The following is a 16992-nucleotide window of genomic DNA, read 5'->3' as shown; positions in this document are numbered from 1 at the left end:
ATTTCTTAAGAGGATTTGGATAAATTAAGATTAGATTCTGAAATCTACCAACGAACAAAAATATTTGTAAGAATTAATAAAAGAAGTAATGAATCAATCGGAATCTCATAGCTCACTTGCTTTAAGCAGGGTTTGGACATAAGGGTGTTTTGGGGATTTGAAAACCTCTTTTGTTGCCCCATATTCAAGCATTTTTCCTTCTTTTAATACCAAAACATTTTGGCATAAACTCGCAATCACGCTCAAATCGTGGCTAATGCAAAGATAGCTTAAATGATATTGCTTGCTAAGATTTAAAAGCAAAGTTAAAATTTGATTTTGTGTAGCGCGGTCTAATGCGCTTGTGGGTTCGTCCAAAATTAGCACTTTTGGGCGCAGAATCAAGCTTCTAGCGATACTAATTCTCTGTCTTTGCCCCCCGCTTAGTTCATTAGGATACCGCTCCAAATAGCTTTCCTCTAGCCCCACATCTGTGAGGCTTTGGATAGTTTTTGCCCGAATCATTTGTGGGGTTTGATACGATTCTTTGTGCGCTTTAAGTCCCTCTTGTAAAATCTGAAAAACATTCATTTTGGGATTGAGAGAGCTAAAAGGGTCTTGAAAAATGATTTGAATCTTTTTTCTAAAATGGCGCAATTCTTTGCCCTTTAAAGCAAAGAATTTTTCACCTAAAAATTCCATTTCTCCTTGCACGATATTGGATTCAAGCAAGCGACAAAGTGCGTGGGCTAAGCTACTTTTGCCACTTCCTGATTCGCCAATAATTCCCAAACTTTCCCTTTCTCTTAGGCAAAAACTAAGAGGCTCTAAAGCGACAAAAGATTCTAAAGTCTTGCCCAAAAAACTTTTTTTTGTTGGATATTGGACACTTAGGTTTTTAACCTCTAAAAGTGTGTTTTGCTGATAAGATTCTTGATTGTAATGGAATCCCATTGATTGAATGAGCATTTGCGTATAAGGATTTTTTGGGGATTCAAAGATTTCTTTTATTGTTCCTCTTTCTACGATTCTGCCTTTTTGCAGCACAAGAAGTGAGGAGCAGAGTTTGGAAACGACAGCTAGATTATGGCTGATAAAAAGAATGCTAAGGTTTAATTTGGCTTGCAAATTTTTCAAAAGCTTGAGAATTTGAGCTTGTGTTGTGGAATCTAGCGCGGTAGTTGGTTCATCGGCAATCAGGATTTTAGGAGAGTTGGCAAGGGCAATAGCGATACAAATGCGTTGTCTTTGCCCCCCGCTTAGCTCATAAGGATAGGATTCTAAAATTTTTGGGCTAAGATGCACATTTTCAAGCAATTCCAAAATTTTCTGTTGCAAGGCTTGAGGCTTGATTTTTGGGTGATGAATGACAATCGCTTCGCTTAGCTGTTTTTTGATTTTTTGTAAAGGATTGAGTGCGCTTAGGGGTTCTTGGAAAATATAGCTGATTTCTTTGCCACGCAAAGCTTGCATTTGTGATTCTTTCCATTCAAGTAAATTTTGCCCCAAATAAAGAATCTCTCCGCTTTGTAATTCATAATTTTTAATTAATCGTAAAATCAAATGACTAAGGAGAGTTTTTCCACTCCCTGATTCTCCTACGATTCCTAAAGTTTCTCCTTTTTCTAGGTTAAAGTCAATGTTTTGTAAGCAGAATCCCTGCAAAGAGACTTGAAGCGAATGAACTTGCAAAAGATTCATTGTTCTTTTTCCTTGATGAGGATATTTTCACTCCTTAAGCAGTCTCGTAAGCCCTCTCCGATAAAGACGAGCAAACAAAGTAAAAAGCTTAAAGCAAAGAATCCACTTAACCCAAGCCAAGGGGCGTTGAGGTTATTTTTGCCTTGAGAGAGGATTTCGCCCAAACTTGCACTTGGTGGAGGCAATCCAAGCCCCAAAAAGTCTAAGGAAGCTAGAGTAGTAATGCTCCCACAAAGAATAAAGGGTAAGTAGGTAATCGTCGCGACAAGCGCATTGGGTAAAATATGATAAAGCATAATGCGAAAATGGCTTACTCCTAGCATTTTGGCAGCTTTAATATAGTCAAGATTCCGCACTTTTAGAAATTCTGCGCGCACAAAAGGCACGAGAGCAATCCAAGAAAATAGCAAAATAACACATAAAATGCTCCAAAAGTTTGGCTCTAATAGGCTCGCAAAAATAATTAATACAAAAAGAATCGGCATTCCGCTCCAAATCTCAATTAAACGCTGCCCTAACAAGTCTATTTTGCCTCCAAAATACCCACAAATTGCCCCGATAAAAAGCCCGATAATAGAGCTAAAGAAAGTGAGAATTAAGCCAAATAAAATGGAAGTCTTTAGCCCATAAAGTAATCTTGCAAGCACATCTCGCCCCAAGTCATCTGTGCCTAAGGGGTTCTTGAGGCTTGGGGGTGAGGGAGAAGGGGTTGGTAAATCATAAATCACAGAATCATAAGCATAAGGAATGAGTGGCATAACAAAAAAACCTTTTTCGCGAATTTTGTCTTGCAAATAGGAATCATTGAAGTTTGCAATGCTTTCAAAATCTCCCCCAAAAGTCGTTTCGGGATAATCATGGAATAAAGGAAAATAGTTTGCTCCTGCATAACGCACAAAAAGCGGCTTGTCGTTCGCAATAAATTCTGCACTCATACAGATGATAAAAAGCACAGCAAAAATCCAAAGTGAAAAATATGCACGTTTGTTTTGTTTGAATGCTAGGAATCGTCTTTGATTTAGGATTCTTTTTTTCATCTTAAACCCGCTGGAAATTGATTCTTGGGTCTATGAATGTGTAGAGTAAATCACTGATTAATCCCACAATCAAGCCAAAAAGCGTAAAAAGATAAAGTGAGCCAAAGATGACAGGATAATCTCGCGTAATAATGGACTCATATCCTAAAAGTCCCAAGCCATCAAGCGAGAAAATGATTTCAATCAAAAGAGAACCACTAAGTAAGATTCCAAGCAACGCAGAGGGAATGGAAGCAATAATAATAAGCATTGCATTACGAAAAATATGACGATAAAGCACTTGAGATTCGTTTAAACCTTTGGCAAAAGCAAGCTGGACATATTGTTTGTGAATTTCCTCTAAAAAAGAATTTTTAGAAAGCAGAGTTAAAGTCGCAAAACCTCCAATACTAAGGGAGATAACAGGTAAAGTAATATGCCAAAAGTAATCTTTGATTTTGCCAAATAAACTTAAGTTTGCAAAATCATCTCCGATGATTCCGCGCAAGGGAAAGAGATTAAAATATGTTCCGCCCGCAAAAAAAATAATCAAGATGAGGGCAAATAAAAAGGTTGGAATCGCATTCCCGATAATGATGAGTGTGCTTGTAATGCTATCAAAAGTGCTTCCCTCTTTGAGTGCTTTTTGGATTCCTAGTGGAATAGAAATTAAATAAATTAATAAAGTGCTCCAAAGCCCTAGACTAATAGAAACGGGGAGTTTTTCTAAAAGTAAGTCAATGACAGCAGTATTCTTATAAAAACTACTACCAAATTCAAAACAAAGATAGTTTTTAAGCATTAAAATATATCGCTCTAAGAGGGGTTTATCAAAGCCATAAAGTGCGTTGATTTTGGCAATCATCTCTTCATCTAAGCCTTGATTTTTATAAACACTTGTAGGTTGCACTTCGCCTTGCCCTCCCACTCCTTCCAAACGTGCAATCATCTGTTCTACCGGACCACCTGGTGCTGCTTGAATGATGAAAAAGTTTAATGTCATAATTCCCAATAATGTAGGGATAATCAGTAAAAGTCTTTTGAAAATGTATTGTTTCAAATTTTCCCTTTTAGCGACGAAGGCTTGGATATTTCATCTGCAGTTTTTCTAGCTTGCTTGGATTGACCCACCAAGTTTCAAAGCCAACATTGTAAATTGGCGTAATTGCAGGGTGTTCTAAAAAATCCCAAAAAGCAACGCGGAATGTTTTGGTGTGAAAATGTGGAATCACATAATGTTCCCATAACAATACGCGGTCTAATGCGCGCGTGCTGTTGAGTAACTCTTGATAATCCTTTGCTTGAATGATTTTCGCAATCAAGGCATCTACGACTTCATTTTGAATCCCGATATAATTATAACTTCCTGCGGAATCTGCTGCCTTTGAACCCCAAAAAAATGCTTGTTCATTGCCAGGAGAGAGACTTTGAGGAAAAACGCTGACAATCATATCGTAATCAAATTGTCGCAGTTGGTTAATGTATTGACTGACATCTACAATGCGAATTTTCATCGTGATTCCTAGGGTTTGTAGATTTTTCTGAAAAGGAATTGCGACGCGTTCCATTGCGGGAGACACAAGCAATAATTCAAAAGTAAAAGGCTGCTCTTTTGTATTGGATTGCGTTGTAGGTGGATAAAGTTTGCCATTTTTGATGATAAAACCCGCATCTTTGAGTAAGGCTTGTGCTTTTTTGAGATTTTCGCGGTTGTTGCCATCGCCTTTGCTCTTAGGAAGGGAAAAACTTTGTGTAAAAACTTCTGGTGGAAGCTTGGAGCGATAAGGTTCTAAGATTGCTAATTCTGCGCCTAATGGAATCCCAACACTTGCAAATTCAGAATTATCAAAAAAACTTTTTGTGCGACTATATTGATTAAAAAAGAGATTCTTATTGCTCCATTCAAAATCAAATGCAAGCCCTAATGCCTCACGTACTCGCCTGTCTTTGAAAACATTTTTGCGCAAATTGAACACGAATCCTTGCATACCGCTTGGCAAGGAATGGAGTAATTCAATTTTTTGAATATCTTGGTTTTTTAGTGCAATTCCCTCATAGCCTACCGCCCAATTTTTTGCACTAGATTCTTCACGATAGTCGTATCTACCCGATTTAAAAGCTTCTAGGGCTACAGCGTCATCTTTGTAGTAATCAAAGGTAATTTTGTCAAAATTGAAATATCCCACACGCGTTTTGTGATTTTTAGCCCAATAATTGTCTATGCGCCGATAAGTAACACTTCTTCCTGCTTCAAAAGATTCTATTTTATAAGGTCCGCTTCCTAATGGAAGTTTGAGCGGATTTTCGCTTAAAATGGTATTTTCGTAGTAGTGTTTGGGCAAAATCGGCAAATCCCCAAGAATTAAGGCTAATTCGCGATTGTTGGGATTGTGAAAATTAAAACGCACGGTGTATTTATCTACAACAATGACTTCTTTAACATCTGCATAATATCGCACCATTGAGGGATTTTCTCCCCTTGCGATGGTGTTGAAACTAAACTCCACATCAAAGGCGGTAACTTCTTTGCCGTTGTTAAAATGTGCATTTTCATCTAAATGAAAAATGACAAAAGTGTTGTCTTCTGCTCTTTGAACTTGTTTCGCTACAAGCCCATATTGACTGCTTGGCTCATCAAAAGAGCGCACCATTAAGGTATCATAAAGGAGCGAAAGCCCTTTTGCACTTGTTCCCTTAAGTAAAAAATCATAAAAACTATCATAACTTCCAAGGGCATATTGTTTAATGTGTCCTCCTTTGGGTGCGTTAGGATTGACATAATCAAAAGAAGTGAAATTTTTGTATTTTACTTCACCATTTGCACTAAAAGCGGAATCGCTGTAAGTTTGTGCTAGCAAATAAGAAAAGAGAAGGGAGCAAAGTAAAAAAATGCGCATAAGTTTCCTTATTGAAATTAAAATCAAATATTCTAGCAAATTAAAGTTAAGAATTCTTCACAATTTCTTTATATTTCTGTGATATATTTCAATTTTATTTTTTAAAAAGGAGTCTTAAAGATGACAAAACAATTTCGCAATATCCATATTTACCTTAGTTTATTTTTCTTGCCTTTGGCATTAATGTATGCGTTAAGTGGAATTTTGTATATTGCTGGGATTAATCAGGATTTTGGTGCAACAAAGCAAACTTATACTTTGGTGCAAAACATAGAAAAAGGGCAAGAAGTGCAGGCATTAGTAGAGTATCTTAAAAGCACGCAATTAAAAGTGCCAAGCAATTTGGAAGCCAAAATGAATAGTAAAAGCGGGGCATTAGAGATTGGGGGAGTGCATTATTCTGCAAGCATTAAACAAAATGCGGATTCCACTTGGAGTGTTACGACTATGGAGCGCAGTTTAATTGGCGATATGATTATGTTGCACAAGGCAAAAGCAAAATGGTATTTTGATATTCTTGCAATTGGTTTTGGTTTAACTTTGATTTTACTTTATATTTCTGGGTTAATGATTACTTTATTTAACATCAAGAAAAATCGTGGGATTCAAATCTTCACAATTCTAGCTGGAATCATTATCAGTGTAATAGTAGGTGCTCTGAGCGTGTGTTAATCCGCGCTATTCAAAGGTCAAAAGAATCTTACTGAATGAAGCTAACTACTTTCTTTTGAAAATATAATTAAATCTTAAGACATTTTAGTTTATTATTTTTTAACTTTAATATTATCTTTGGAGGTGCTGATATGGCGTGCTTTGTTGAATCTATTGTGGCTGCAGGTGTTTTAAGTGTGGTTAAAAGAAACATTTTAAAACAAGAAAAAGCAAATGAAAATGTACAAAAATATTCCCACAAAATTTCTTGGAGTAGAAAATTAAGTTGGCTTGTTAATATGCTTTTTGGAGGTGCTTTTTTGCTTTTTATTGAGCATATTTGGCATGGTGAGATTGTTGCTTATCCTCCTTTTCTGACTGCAATGAGTTCTCCAGAAGATACACAAGCAATGATTTATGAAATTTTGACGATTGGTAGTGCGCAAGTTGCATTGATTACTACGATTTGGATTGTGATGATTATTTGTGCGGATAAAATGTCCGCAAATCTTACTTCTAAAGCCCAAATGGTTTAAGGTTAATCCAATGTGTTTGTTGATGACCTTGTTCGCAGCAGTGATTGCAAGCATTTGTTGGTTTGTAAGTAATCCTCAAAAAAATTTGCAATTAGGCACTTTAAGCCTTATGTATTGGGGAGCTGGGCTAATGTGGATTGTAGATTGTGTTTTTGCAACTTATGAGGGAGAACCCTTTTTAAACATTAGTGGTGATGATGCGGTGCTTGGCGCAGTTGTTGTATTGGTTGGCTTGATTGCGTGGTTTGTGCTTTTATTGGTTAAGAATCCCAAAAGACTTTTTGTAAATACATTTTAAGCAAAGCCAAGCTAAGAATATAGTTTCTTAGCTATTGCGTTGCTTGTAGTCTTGATAGGAAAACTCCTTAAACAATTCAAATTCTCCATTTTTATGCAACATACCAATGCAAGGTAAAGGAATCCCATTAAAAGTATTATTTTTGACAATCGTATAATGCACCATATCCTCAAAAATCAAGCGGTCGCCAACTTTTAGTGGTTCTTTGAAGCTATAATCCCCAATCACATCTCCCGCAAGACAGGTTGGTCCTCCTAAGCGATAAGCATAAGGCATTTTACCTTTAAGTTTTAACTTATGATGTTTTTTGTTTGCCTTTGCTTCAAAGCTATTGCGCACCATTGGGCGGTAAGGCATTTCAAGACAATCAGGCATATGTGCCGCAGCACTGACATCTAAAATCGCAATTTTGATTCCATTTTGCACAATATCTACCACGCTACCAATGAGAAAACCACATTGCCAACCAATCGCTTCACCCGGCTCTAAATAGACCTCTGTTTTGAATTTTGATTTGAAATCCTTAATGAGTTGGATAAGCAAATTTATATCATAATCTTTGCGCGTGATATGATGTCCGCCACCAAAATTAATCCAGCGCATTTGCGGAATATACTCCTTAAAATGCTTGATAAAATATTTTAATGTGCGTTGGAGTGCATCACTATTTTGTTCGCAATGTGTATGAAAATGCAATCCGCTAATGCCATCTAGCCCAATTTTTTTGGCACCCTTTTTGAATTCTTTTGGTGGGATTCCAAGTCGTGAGCCTTCAACGCAAGGATTATATATTTCTGGGCTTACTTCGCTGTATTTTGGATTGACGCGCAAGCCCACTTCAATCTTTGGCTGTCCTTTGCGTTCTCTAAGTTGATTTTGAGATTCTATGATTCCTTTAAAAGTCTGCCATTGTGCAAAAGAATTGAAAATAATATGATTTGAGATTTGCACAAGTTCCTGCATTTCCTCTTGTTTGTAAGAGGGGCTAAAGGTTGTAATCTCCTTACCAAATTCCTCATAGCCTAATCTTGCTTCATAGATTCCGCTTGCAGTGATTCCACTTAAATATTGTTTTGCAAGAGAAAAGCTTTTCCATAGGGCATAGCCTTTGAGTGCTAGTAAAATTTTTGCTCCGCTATCTTGTTGCACCTTTTGAAGTAATTGCAAATTTTTTTCAAATTTTTCTTCTTCTAGCACATAGCAAGGGCTTGGTAGAGAATCAAAATTTTTAGGATAGTTTTGGGTTAGGAATTGAGCGGTTTTTGACTCTTTGACTTGGGTTGGCATAGTTTGCTCCTTTTTAGGTTTTGATAAATTCTAGCAAATCCTTGCTTGTATAGAGATTTGTAGGAATATTTTGCAAACAAATTTTAAAGACTTCCAATGTAGTTTTTGTATCTTGAAATGCGCGATGAAGATTTTGATGATGAATGTTGAGGAATTCATTTAAGAATCCTAAAGAATAGCGAGGTGCTTGGAGGGTTTTTTTGGCAAGTTCAATGGTGCAGAGTTTAGTGTTATAAAGATAGCCAAAGCCATAATGGGCAAGAGATTGACTTAGAAAATTGTAATCAAAATTTACATTATGTGCGACAAAGATAGAATCCCCTAAAAATAATTTGAAAGATTCTAAAACTTTCGTAATTTTTGGCGCATTGCTTAACATTTGAGCATTAATGCCCGTGATTTTTGTGATATATTCAGGAATTTCCTCACAAAAAATTAGCGATTCAAAAGTTTCTATAATTTTTCCATTGTGAAACTTTATAGCTCCAATTTCAATGGGGCGATGAATCAAAGGATTGTGTCCATTTGTTTCAATATCTATGATGCAAAAAGATTCTGATTTTATGGGGGTTAGGCTAGGGCGAAAATAGACTTTGTCGTGCGCAAATACAAGCGGGATTCCACTTCCTTTGATAATTTCAAGCTCGCTTGCACTTTCTCCAAACAAACCTGCTACTTCAGAAAGTAGTGATAAAAATTCATTGTGGCTTAAAGGACGTTTTTGTAGTTTTGAAATAATTTTATCGTATTGTTTTGGCATTTTTATTTATCGTTTTTGCTTAGGACATTTTGGCTTTTTTGCTGATAGAAAGAACCATACCTATCATAATGCTTGTAGCCAAAATTGAACTTCCGCCATAGCTTAAAAAAGGAACAGCAATTCCTTTAATAGGAATTAATCCAGAGATTCCAAAGGCATTGATTAAAAAGGAGAATCCTAAAAGAACTGCGACTCCAGAACAAAATAAATAATACATTGTATTTTCGCAACGATTCGCGATTTTAAGAATCCGAAAGAGAAGTGCAACAAAAAGCAAGCTAATGCAAAGCAACCCCACAAAACCAATTTCTTCTGCAATTCCAGCTAGAATTACATCGGTATGCACTTCACTTAAGAATCCTAGTTTAATTAAGCCATTTCCTAAGCCTTCGCCCAAGATTCCTCCATTTGCAATTGCGTTAAGGGAATGTTGAATCTGATAGGGTTCAGGTAGATTCTCAACGCGTAAGGAATTTGCAATGGATTGAGGGAAAAAGGAAAGGATTAAGTCTTGTGTCCCAGCCCACCAAGCTTTAATGCGCATAATACGATGTGTGCTTGTGATAATTACAAGAATAAAAAGTGCAAATGCTCCGCTTAAAAGATAAAGAAATAACTTAAAAGACGAGCCTGCAAAAGTCATCATTAGGGCTAAAGTTGCGCCTAAAAGCACGATTTGTCCCAAGTCATTTTGCAAAATCGCAATTAAATAGACTGCAATCAAAAAGACTGCCACATAAGGCAAGAAAGTGATAAATTCCTCTTTTAGAGTTTTTTGCTCCAATAAAGAGAATTTGCGTGCGAAACTCCAAGCTAAAAAAATAATAAATCCAATCTTAAAAAATTCTACGGGCGCAAGAGAAAAGAAAGGCAAGCGAATCCAACGCTTTGCTCCTCCGGCACTTGTTGCAAGACTTTCAGGTAAAAAATGCATAATAAACATTAAAAAGATTCCGCCAAAAAATAAAGAAAAGCCAAACCACAGGATAAAATTATCAGGATTGCAACGAGAGATTCCCCACATTAACATAATGCCAAGAATTCCGGCAATCAGCTGGCGCAAAACAAAGTGAAATTCTCCATAATCATAATATAGAATCGCAAAAGAGGAGAGAGAATAAGAAAAAATAATGCCAATCGTAATGAGGCTTGCGCTAATAATAAATAATGGGCGATCAACCATTACTATCTCTTAATTTTTGAATTATGGAATAAAATAATAAACAAGAAAGAATCCTCCAAAAGTAAGAATCCCAAACAAAATAAATGCCAAGACAAAAGCCTTGCCACCAAATTCAAGAAATTTTTTCAAATCTACTTGAAGTCCTAATGCGCTCATTGCCATAACCAAAAAGAATCCCGAAAGAAATCTTAAGATAAAAACAATTTCAGTCGGTAAGGCTATTAGCGAATGTATAAGGACGACTCCCAAGAACCAAAATGCAAACCAAGGAATGTGTAATTTTCTTTTGCCTCCCTCTTGGCTTTCTGCAAAGAAATAAGGAATGATAAGTAAGACAGCAACAAGCAATAAGACACGAATCATTTTTACAATCAAGGCAATTTCTTGTGTTTCTTGCGCAATCGCTCCCCCAGCACCTACAACATTTGCTAGTTCATGTAGGGTTAGTCCAATATAATAACCCTCCTGCGTTAAGCTTAGAGGAATGAATCCCAAAGCATAAAGGAGAGGATATAAGAACATTCCTACAAGCCCAAAAATAACAACCGTTCCTACGGCAATGATTCCTTTGTATGGTTCGGATTTTAAGGAGGATTCTAATGCTAAAACTGCCGCCGCACCACAAATTGCGCTTCCCCCGCTCACTAAAATAGTGATTTCTTTGTCTAGTTTTAAAAGTTTAACACCAATAAAATAACCAATGGCAAGAATAAAAACCACAACGACAAGGCTTAAGAGGATTCCATTGAAGCCCACAAAAACAATACTTTGCAGTGTTATATTAAAGCCATAAAGAATAATGCCAAGCCTTAGAAGTTTTTTGGCACTAAAGACGATTGCTTTGTCGCAAGTCTTTTGGGCTTGCCTAAAAAGAGGAGAAGCTAGGATTCCAAGCACAACACCAATGATTAAGGGCGATAAATGGAGTTTTGACATAAAGGGTAAAGATGCAGTGTAATAGCTTGCTAAGCTCACTAAAAGTACCAATATAAAACCATTTAACCATTCGCAAAAAAAAGTTTTTATTCTTTGATTTTTCAATGATTGTGTGATTTGAGACATTTTAAACCTTAAAAATTTAGAATTTTTATAATATTTTTGTCAAAATAAACATTAAAGTGTAGCAAATTCTCTCTAAAAACTTGAATAATTTTTATTTCTCTTTTAGCAAATAATTTTTGCAATCAAATGGGGTTTATTTGCACTCATAAAGTGAAATTTTTGGTGCAATTGATAAAGATTTGAAAACAATGTTTGGCTTTTTTCTAATCCCACTTGCGATTCTGTATTTTGTTTGTTTGCTTTTTGCATCTCTTCAAGCAAAGCCATAGGGACGAATACGCCGGGTAATTTATGATGTAAAAATAAAGCAGTTTTGTAGGAAAAAATAGGAAAGAATCCAAAGACTAACGCGCATTTTGTATCATTGTGTGCATTGATTTTTTCACACCATTCTAAGAGTTCTTGCGCGATATTTAAGTCATAAATAGGTTGAGTAAAAATAGCTTGCGCACCATTTTGGATTTTTTCTTGCATTTTGCGGTAAAGATTCTCTTTTTTGTTTGCATAGGAGTTTAAGACACAAAAAGGGTAAATGGGCTTAGAATTGCCACTTAGCGCAGTACCATTAATATCCCTTTGTTGATTGAGTGCTTCAATGATTCTAAGAAGCAAGAGGCTATTTCCCTCAAAAACTCCTTTAGCTTGCGGTTGGTTGCCAAGCCGCAAAGGGTCTCCTGTCAATGCTAGAATCATCCGTAAGTCAAGGCTATTCATTCCTAAAATATCGCTTTGTAAAGCAAGCGTGTTTTTATCTCGCATAGAAATTGTTGTAATGCTTGGAATCTTAAAGGTGTTTTGGAGCTTAAAACTTGCCAAAATTGCGCTGTGTTTGAGTTTGCCCAAAGGAGAATCTGTGCAGATAAATGCGTCTAGTTTATTAAGAAATTGTGCTTGATGTAATGCGTCAAAAAGTGGCTCAAGGTCAAAACTAGCAGGAGCAGAAAATTCGTAAGTGAAGCATTTGTCTTGTTGGGTTAGTCTTTGGATAAAAGATTCTATTTGCGTACTCAAGAAAGGAGAATTTGCGAGTGAATGATTGGAAGTTTGATACATAAGAGTTCCTAAATTGATTATAAATGAATAATGTTTTAAAGAGAAATTGTATCAAAAATTTATAAATACAAGTTGAATTTATAAATTTTAAATATTTAGGCTTGCGGAATCTTATACATTATCCATAAAAATAAATTCTTTTGGCGGAGGGCAAGTGAAATTGTAGTCTAAAAGCGCAATGGATTCGGCGTGTAGCAAGATACGATTAGCGGGTTTTGCCCCATAAAATGTATCGCCTACAATCGGATGCTTAAGATGTGCTAAATGCACACGGATTTGATGAGTTTTGCCTGTTTGAATCTCCACGGCTATTTTGGTTTTTTTGCCAGAAATTTCTAGAGGACGAATTCGTGTGATTGCCTTGTGTCCCTCGCCTTTTTTGCCAATCGTAACTCTAGCAAATTTTCCTTTTTTGATGAGTAGAGGGGCTGTAATTTCGCATTCTTCCTCTATGATACCCTCCACAATGGCGATATAATGCTTTTTGACTTGCATTTGTTTGAAAGATTCTTTTGCTTTTAAATGGAATGCGCTTTGATTTTTCACAAGCAATAAAATGCCACTCGTTTCTTTGTCTAGCCTATGGAGTAAAACCCATTCTGGATAAGAGCTAGCAATCTCCTCACTCGTTAAAAATGCAGGCTTTTCAAGGGCTAAGATTTGCGAATCTCTAAAAATTTCAATTATCTTATTGGGGGTTTGAATTTTGAATTTTGTTTGAGGTGCAAGAAGTGCGCGTGCAATGCGTAGTTTTTTACCATTAATGCTTACAAGTCCTCTATCAATAAGATTTTTAGCTTCGTTATTAGAAATATTTTCTTGTAGGCTTAAAAGTTTATAAGCTTTTTGCGCATTGATTGGAATCTTGGGATTGCTTTGCGGGTTTGATTTGGTTAGCTTAGGCGTTTGTATTTTTTGGGATTTTTGATTTTTCACTAGGAATCCTTTGTGGATAAAATGGCTTGAATAATGCTTGAGGAATTGAATTTCTTGGTAATCTTTGCAGATTTTAGGATTTCGTGTTTTTGCAAAACTTTGGAGAGGCTTTGAATCTTGCATAAAGTATAGTTTTGAAGGCTTGCAAATAGGGCTTTTTGGTTAAAAATATAAGGTCCGCTAATCAGTTTGGTTTGAAAAAAGGCAGGCTCTATTGGATTGTGCCCCCCAATACTTTTTAAAAAACTTCCTCCTAAGATAACCCCCTGCGCAACCGCATAAAGATTATGGAGTTCTCCTAAAGAATCCAATAGGATAAAGGGGGTGTTGAGAGCTTCTTGTATCCCTAATTCTGAAGTTTTAGTGAGATGAGGTAAAGCATAGGAATCCAAAATTTGATTTAACTGCCTTTCTACCTCCAAACACCTTTCTGGGTGGCGGGGAGCAAACAAAAAATGCGGAGTGGATTCTGTATAATGGATAAAACCCTCTTTTTTGAAAAAAGCTTCCAAAATCGCTTCTAAAATCAAAACTTCTTCACTTTGATTGTGCTTGTGATGCGTGCTAGCAATAACCCATAAAGGTTGTTTGGGGCAAGAATAATGGGTGGTAACCTGTGGAATCTCAGCTAACTTTAGATTCCCTAAAACATTAATATTTTTAGCTCCTAATGTTTCAAGTCGTTCTTTATCCAAACGCGTTTGGCAAAATATTTGATGAATGAGGCTAAAGAGTCTGCGATAAAAGAATCGGAATTTTTGATAGCTTGGAAAGGAATGTTGAGAAATTCTTGCATTAATCAAAAAAGTTTGCGCTCCTTTTGATTTTGCGCATACTAAGGGCATTAGCCAAAGATCCGCTTCTACTAAAGTTAAACTTGCAAGGGTGATTTTGTGTAGCCAAAAGGGAATCAGAGTCTCAAAAGGCAAATAACGCACAAGGCATTGCGGATAAAGTTTGCATGCCAAATAAAAGCCTGTTTGTGTCGTCGTAGTGAGCAAAATTTTTTCGCTATTTGAAAGTTGTTTGCTAAGAGATTTTATGATGACTTGTAGAGATTTGACTTCTCCAAACGAACAGGCGTGCAGCCAATGGATTTTGAATCCCATTGCGTCTGGAAACAAAGAATCTGGAATAAAAAAACGTTTTTTAAGAGAAAAGCGATATTTTGGTTTAAAGCTTAAAAAATATAAAAAAGGTATAGCACAAAAATGCGCAATACACAGCATAAAATAATAAATGCCGATAAAACATTTCATTCTTTATTATGCGTTTTCTTCTTGAAAATAAAGGATTCTACCGCAATGTGGGCAGGTGATAATATCGTCTGAACGAATCACATCAGAATAGATTTTGTCATTAATGCGAATGAAACAACCGCCACACGCTTGGCGCGTAATAGGCACGACACTCGTATTTTTTGCCCATTTGCGTATTTTTTCATAGAATGAAATAATTTTTTGGTCCATTTTACTGACAAGCAATTCTTTTTGAGTAAAGACTTTTTTCTGCTCTTCTTTAACTTGTTCAACCTCTGCCTCTACTTTTTGGGCAATTTCTTTCTGATGGATTTGTAAAGTATTGATTTTTTCTTTTAAAGTATCAATAGAATCTTTTTTGGATTCTATCAATGTATTTAAGCGAGCAATTTCTTCATTGGCAAAAGTGATTTGTTCTTTAGCTAATTCTTCTTCTAGGCTTAAGGCTTTACTTTCTTTTTCTGTTTTAATTAGTTTAGCTTTGTTTGCGATTTCTTCTAGTTTGAGCGATAGATCTTCCAAATGATTTTCATTTTTGGCAATAGAAAGTGAAATATCACGTGAAGCACTTTCAAGTTCTTCCACTTCGTGCTTAAGGGATTCTTCTTCTTCCTCAATGCAATTGAGTTCTTTTTTTGCTTCTTTAATGCGAGGCTCAAAAGAATCAATTTCTTTATCAAGATTTGCAATTTCAATTAATTGACTTAAATGCTTGTTCATATCATAGCTCCAAAGGTTAAAAATTTAGACAAAATTAAAGGGATTTTGCGAATCTAAAATTATAGCTTTATAGCCTTGATTTGTCAAAAGAGGCAATAAAATTTTTCCAAAATAATGCTCTAATTCATAATGTCCGCAATCTATAAGATGAAAATTGCGCATAATGGCTTCCATTGCTTCGTGGTATTTTATGTCTCCCGTAATGAGACAATCTATCTTAGCAAGATGGCGCACGAATCCCCCACCACTGCCTGTAACAAGAGCAATATTTTGGCAATGCAAATTCTGTGATTCTGTAATTTTTAGTTGTTTGAGAGAAAGTTTGTTTTTGATATGCGCACAAAGAGATTCCAAAGTGCCTCTCCATTGAAAATAAACAACAAAATCTTGTTGTTCAAATTCTTGGATTTTTAGAATCTCTTGGACAATATATTTGCCAAAATGTGTTTTATCGAAATTCGTGTGCATTGCAACGAGCTGAATGTTTTTTAAAATGGCTAATCGTAAAAGTTTAGCAGGGTAATCCTCAAAAACTAATGTTTTAAGTGGATTAAAAATCAATGGGTGGTGCGTGATAAGTAAAGAATCTCGCTCCATTTGTTCTAATATAGATTCTGTTACTTCTAAGCTTAAATAAATTTTTTCAAAATTGTGTTGTGGTGTGCCTAGAATCAATCCAGAATTATCCCAAGATTCTTGCAGGGCAAAAGGACTTAAGGTGTCCAAAAAATTTAGAATGGTAGCAAGATTATGCTGTTTCATTGGATTTTTGCTTTGCAAGTTTGAGACGCTCTTGACGCAAGGATTCTTGCTCTTTATAGAGAGTTGCGCAAGATTTAGAGAGTTCGCGGATTTTTAAAATATAATTTTGCCTCTCTGTTGCAGAAATTGCTTTGCGTGCGTCTAATACATTGAATAAATGGCTTGCAAGCATAGCGCAATCATAAGCAGGCAGAGGTAATCCCGCTTCTAACGCACGGCTTCCCTCTTGTTGCATTTTGGCAAAAAATTCAAAGAGCATTGCGGTATCTGCGACTTCAAAATTGTATTTTGAAAATTCATATTCACCCTCTAAATGCACATCTGCATAGGTATAATTTTCATTCCAAGCAATTTCAAAGACATTTTCTATGCCTTGTAGATACATTGCCAATCTCTCTGTTCCATAGGTGATTTCAACAGCCACAGGGTCGCAAGGAATCCCTCCAACTTGTTGAAAATAAGTAAATTGTGTTACTTCCATACCATCTAGCCAAACTTCCCAACCTAAGCCCCAAGCCCCAAGCGTTGGAGATTCCCAATTATCTTCTACGAATCGCACATCGTGGTTTTTGAGATTCAAGCCTAAATATTCTAAGCTTTTTAAATATAATTCTTGAATGTTGTTTGGGCTTGGCTTGATGAGCACTTGAAATTGATAATAACTGCCTAGGCGATTAGGATTCTCTCCATAGCGTCCATCTGTAGGACGACGAGAAGGTGCAACATAAGCTACACTCCAAGGTTTAGAATCCAAACTTCTAAGCATAGTAGCTGGGTGAAAAGTGCCTGCACCTGCGGGAATATCATAAGGTTGGATAATGAGGCAATTTTGTTCGCGCCAAAATTGTTGTAATTTTAAAAGTAAATCAGAGAAATATAGCATTAAAGATTC

General features: G+C 36.1%; 17 protein-coding genes. 3 read left to right on the top strand and 14 right to left on the bottom strand.

Annotation, left to right across the window (positions count from 1 at the left end; translation table 11 throughout):
* Positions 1 to 105: 105 nt before the first annotated feature.
* From CQA43_RS02070 to CQA43_RS02055, 4 genes are read right to left on the bottom strand one after another with little or no spacing between them, the layout of a single operon-like run.
* Positions 106 to 1680, bottom strand: a complete 1575-nt coding sequence (locus tag CQA43_RS02070) for a dipeptide ABC transporter ATP-binding protein (protein WP_115550968.1) — start codon at positions 1678 to 1680, stop codon at positions 106 to 108.
* On the bottom strand, positions 1677 to 2717 hold the full coding sequence (locus CQA43_RS02065; RefSeq protein WP_115550967.1) for an ABC transporter permease: 1041 nt from the start codon (positions 2715 to 2717) through the stop codon (positions 1677 to 1679). Before CQA43_RS02065 ends, CQA43_RS02070 begins: the two co-directional genes overlap by 4 nt.
* Before the next feature lies 1 nt (position 2718).
* Positions 2719 to 3756 (bottom strand): microcin C ABC transporter permease YejB, encoded by a 1038-nt coding sequence (gene yejB / locus CQA43_RS02060; RefSeq protein WP_115550966.1) that lies wholly within the window; start codon positions 3754 to 3756, stop codon positions 2719 to 2721.
* 10 nt (positions 3757 to 3766) lie between these two features.
* Complete coding sequence (locus CQA43_RS02055) at positions 3767 to 5593, bottom strand: extracellular solute-binding protein (protein ID WP_115550965.1); 1827 nt, start codon at positions 5591 to 5593, stop codon at positions 3767 to 3769.
* 120 nt (positions 5594 to 5713) lie between these two features.
* On the opposite strand from CQA43_RS02055, the gene CQA43_RS02050 reads away from it, so the two are divergent.
* The 3 genes from CQA43_RS02050 to CQA43_RS02040 all read left to right on the top strand — a co-directional run bounded on the left by CQA43_RS02050 (position 5714) and on the right by CQA43_RS02040 (position 7078).
* A complete protein-coding gene (locus CQA43_RS02050; RefSeq protein ID WP_115550964.1) occupies positions 5714 to 6265 on the top strand; it encodes a PepSY domain-containing protein in 552 nt (183 codons plus the stop codon).
* 131 nt (positions 6266 to 6396) lie between these two features.
* Complete coding sequence (locus CQA43_RS02045; protein WP_115550963.1) at positions 6397 to 6780, top strand: hypothetical protein; 384 nt, start codon at positions 6397 to 6399, stop codon at positions 6778 to 6780.
* A gap of 10 nt (positions 6781 to 6790) precedes the next feature.
* The gene (locus tag CQA43_RS02040; RefSeq protein WP_115550962.1) at positions 6791 to 7078 is read left to right on the top strand and encodes a hypothetical protein; all 288 of its coding nucleotides are present in this window, start codon (positions 6791 to 6793) and stop codon (positions 7076 to 7078) included.
* A gap of 27 nt (positions 7079 to 7105) precedes the next feature.
* Here CQA43_RS02040 and nspC read toward each other — a convergent pair whose 3' ends face one another.
* From nspC to glyQ, 10 genes are all read right to left on the bottom strand, one after another.
* Positions 7106 to 8365 (bottom strand): carboxynorspermidine decarboxylase, encoded by a 1260-nt coding sequence (gene nspC / locus CQA43_RS02035; RefSeq protein ID WP_115550961.1) that lies wholly within the window; start codon positions 8363 to 8365, stop codon positions 7106 to 7108.
* Between the two features lie 13 nt (positions 8366 to 8378).
* Positions 8379 to 9125: a 3'-5' exonuclease gene (locus CQA43_RS02030; RefSeq protein ID WP_115550960.1), complete on the bottom strand. Its 747-nt coding sequence runs from the start codon at positions 9123 to 9125 to the stop codon at positions 8379 to 8381.
* A 19-nt stretch (positions 9126 to 9144) separates the two neighbouring features.
* Positions 9145 to 10308 carry an FtsW/RodA/SpoVE family cell cycle protein gene (locus tag CQA43_RS02025; RefSeq protein ID WP_115550959.1) on the bottom strand — a complete coding sequence of 388 codons (1164 nt, stop codon included), beginning with the start codon at positions 10306 to 10308 and terminating at the stop codon, positions 9145 to 9147.
* Positions 10309 to 10329: 21 nt separating this feature from the next.
* Positions 10330 to 11295 carry a YeiH family protein gene (locus CQA43_RS02020; protein WP_245944193.1) on the bottom strand — a complete coding sequence of 322 codons (966 nt, stop codon included), beginning with the start codon at positions 11293 to 11295 and terminating at the stop codon, positions 10330 to 10332.
* A gap of 177 nt (positions 11296 to 11472) precedes the next feature.
* On the bottom strand, positions 11473 to 12423 hold the full coding sequence (locus CQA43_RS02015) for a methylenetetrahydrofolate reductase (protein WP_115550957.1): 951 nt from the start codon (positions 12421 to 12423) through the stop codon (positions 11473 to 11475).
* A 111-nt stretch (positions 12424 to 12534) separates the two neighbouring features.
* Positions 12535 to 13281, bottom strand: a complete 747-nt coding sequence (locus CQA43_RS02010) for a pseudouridine synthase family protein (protein WP_115551236.1) — start codon at positions 13279 to 13281, stop codon at positions 12535 to 12537.
* A 77-nt stretch (positions 13282 to 13358) separates the two neighbouring features.
* Entirely contained in the window at positions 13359 to 14618 is a 1260-nt protein-coding gene (gene waaA, locus CQA43_RS02005) for a lipid IV(A) 3-deoxy-D-manno-octulosonic acid transferase (protein ID WP_115550956.1), read from the bottom strand.
* A gap of 6 nt (positions 14619 to 14624) precedes the next feature.
* Positions 14625 to 15338: a zinc ribbon domain-containing protein gene (locus tag CQA43_RS02000; protein ID WP_115550955.1), complete on the bottom strand. Its 714-nt coding sequence runs from the start codon at positions 15336 to 15338 to the stop codon at positions 14625 to 14627.
* 24 nt (positions 15339 to 15362) lie between these two features.
* A complete protein-coding gene (locus tag CQA43_RS01995) occupies positions 15363 to 16100 on the bottom strand; it encodes a Nif3-like dinuclear metal center hexameric protein (protein WP_115550954.1) in 738 nt (245 codons plus the stop codon).
* The gene (gene glyQ / locus CQA43_RS01990; RefSeq protein ID WP_115550953.1) at positions 16087 to 16983 is read right to left on the bottom strand and encodes a glycine--tRNA ligase subunit alpha; all 897 of its coding nucleotides are present in this window, start codon (positions 16981 to 16983) and stop codon (positions 16087 to 16089) included. Before glyQ ends, CQA43_RS01995 begins: the two co-directional genes overlap by 14 nt.
* Positions 16984 to 16992 lie beyond the last annotated feature (9 nt).

The organism is Helicobacter ganmani (genome assembly GCF_003364315.1).
GTDB lineage: Bacteria > Campylobacterota > Campylobacteria > Campylobacterales > Helicobacteraceae > Helicobacter_D > Helicobacter_D ganmani.
The sequence above is the reverse complement of the archived record's forward strand: the minus strand, read 5'-3'. Positions and strand labels throughout refer to the sequence as shown.

Coding starts and splice junctions, on each gene's coding strand:
- glyQ (WP_115550953.1), bottom strand. CDS start 16,983: ATGCTATATTTCTCTGATTTACTTTTAAAATTACAACAATTTTGGCGC.
- CQA43_RS02070 (WP_115550968.1), bottom strand. CDS start 1,680: ATGAATCTTTTGCAAGTTCATTCGCTTCAAGTCTCTTTGCAGGGATTC.
- CQA43_RS02055 (WP_115550965.1), bottom strand. CDS start 5,593: ATGCGCATTTTTTTACTTTGCTCCCTTCTCTTTTCTTATTTGCTAGCA.
- CQA43_RS02045 (WP_115550963.1), top strand. CDS start 6,397: ATGGCGTGCTTTGTTGAATCTATTGTGGCTGCAGGTGTTTTAAGTGTG.
- waaA (WP_115550956.1), bottom strand. CDS start 14,618: ATGAAATGTTTTATCGGCATTTATTATTTTATGCTGTGTATTGCGCAT.
- CQA43_RS02040 (WP_115550962.1), top strand. CDS start 6,791: ATGTGTTTGTTGATGACCTTGTTCGCAGCAGTGATTGCAAGCATTTGT.
- CQA43_RS01995 (WP_115550954.1), bottom strand. CDS start 16,100: ATGAAACAGCATAATCTTGCTACCATTCTAAATTTTTTGGACACCTTA.
- CQA43_RS02065 (WP_115550967.1), bottom strand. CDS start 2,717: ATGAAAAAAAGAATCCTAAATCAAAGACGATTCCTAGCATTCAAACAA.
- CQA43_RS02050 (WP_115550964.1), top strand. CDS start 5,714: ATGACAAAACAATTTCGCAATATCCATATTTACCTTAGTTTATTTTTC.
- nspC (WP_115550961.1), bottom strand. CDS start 8,365: ATGCCAACCCAAGTCAAAGAGTCAAAAACCGCTCAATTCCTAACCCAA.
- CQA43_RS02030 (WP_115550960.1), bottom strand. CDS start 9,125: ATGCCAAAACAATACGATAAAATTATTTCAAAACTACAAAAACGTCCT.
- CQA43_RS02015 (WP_115550957.1), bottom strand. CDS start 12,423: ATGTATCAAACTTCCAATCATTCACTCGCAAATTCTCCTTTCTTGAGT.
- CQA43_RS02025 (WP_115550959.1), bottom strand. CDS start 10,308: ATGGTTGATCGCCCATTATTTATTATTAGCGCAAGCCTCATTACGATT.
- CQA43_RS02000 (WP_115550955.1), bottom strand. CDS start 15,338: ATGAACAAGCATTTAAGTCAATTAATTGAAATTGCAAATCTTGATAAA.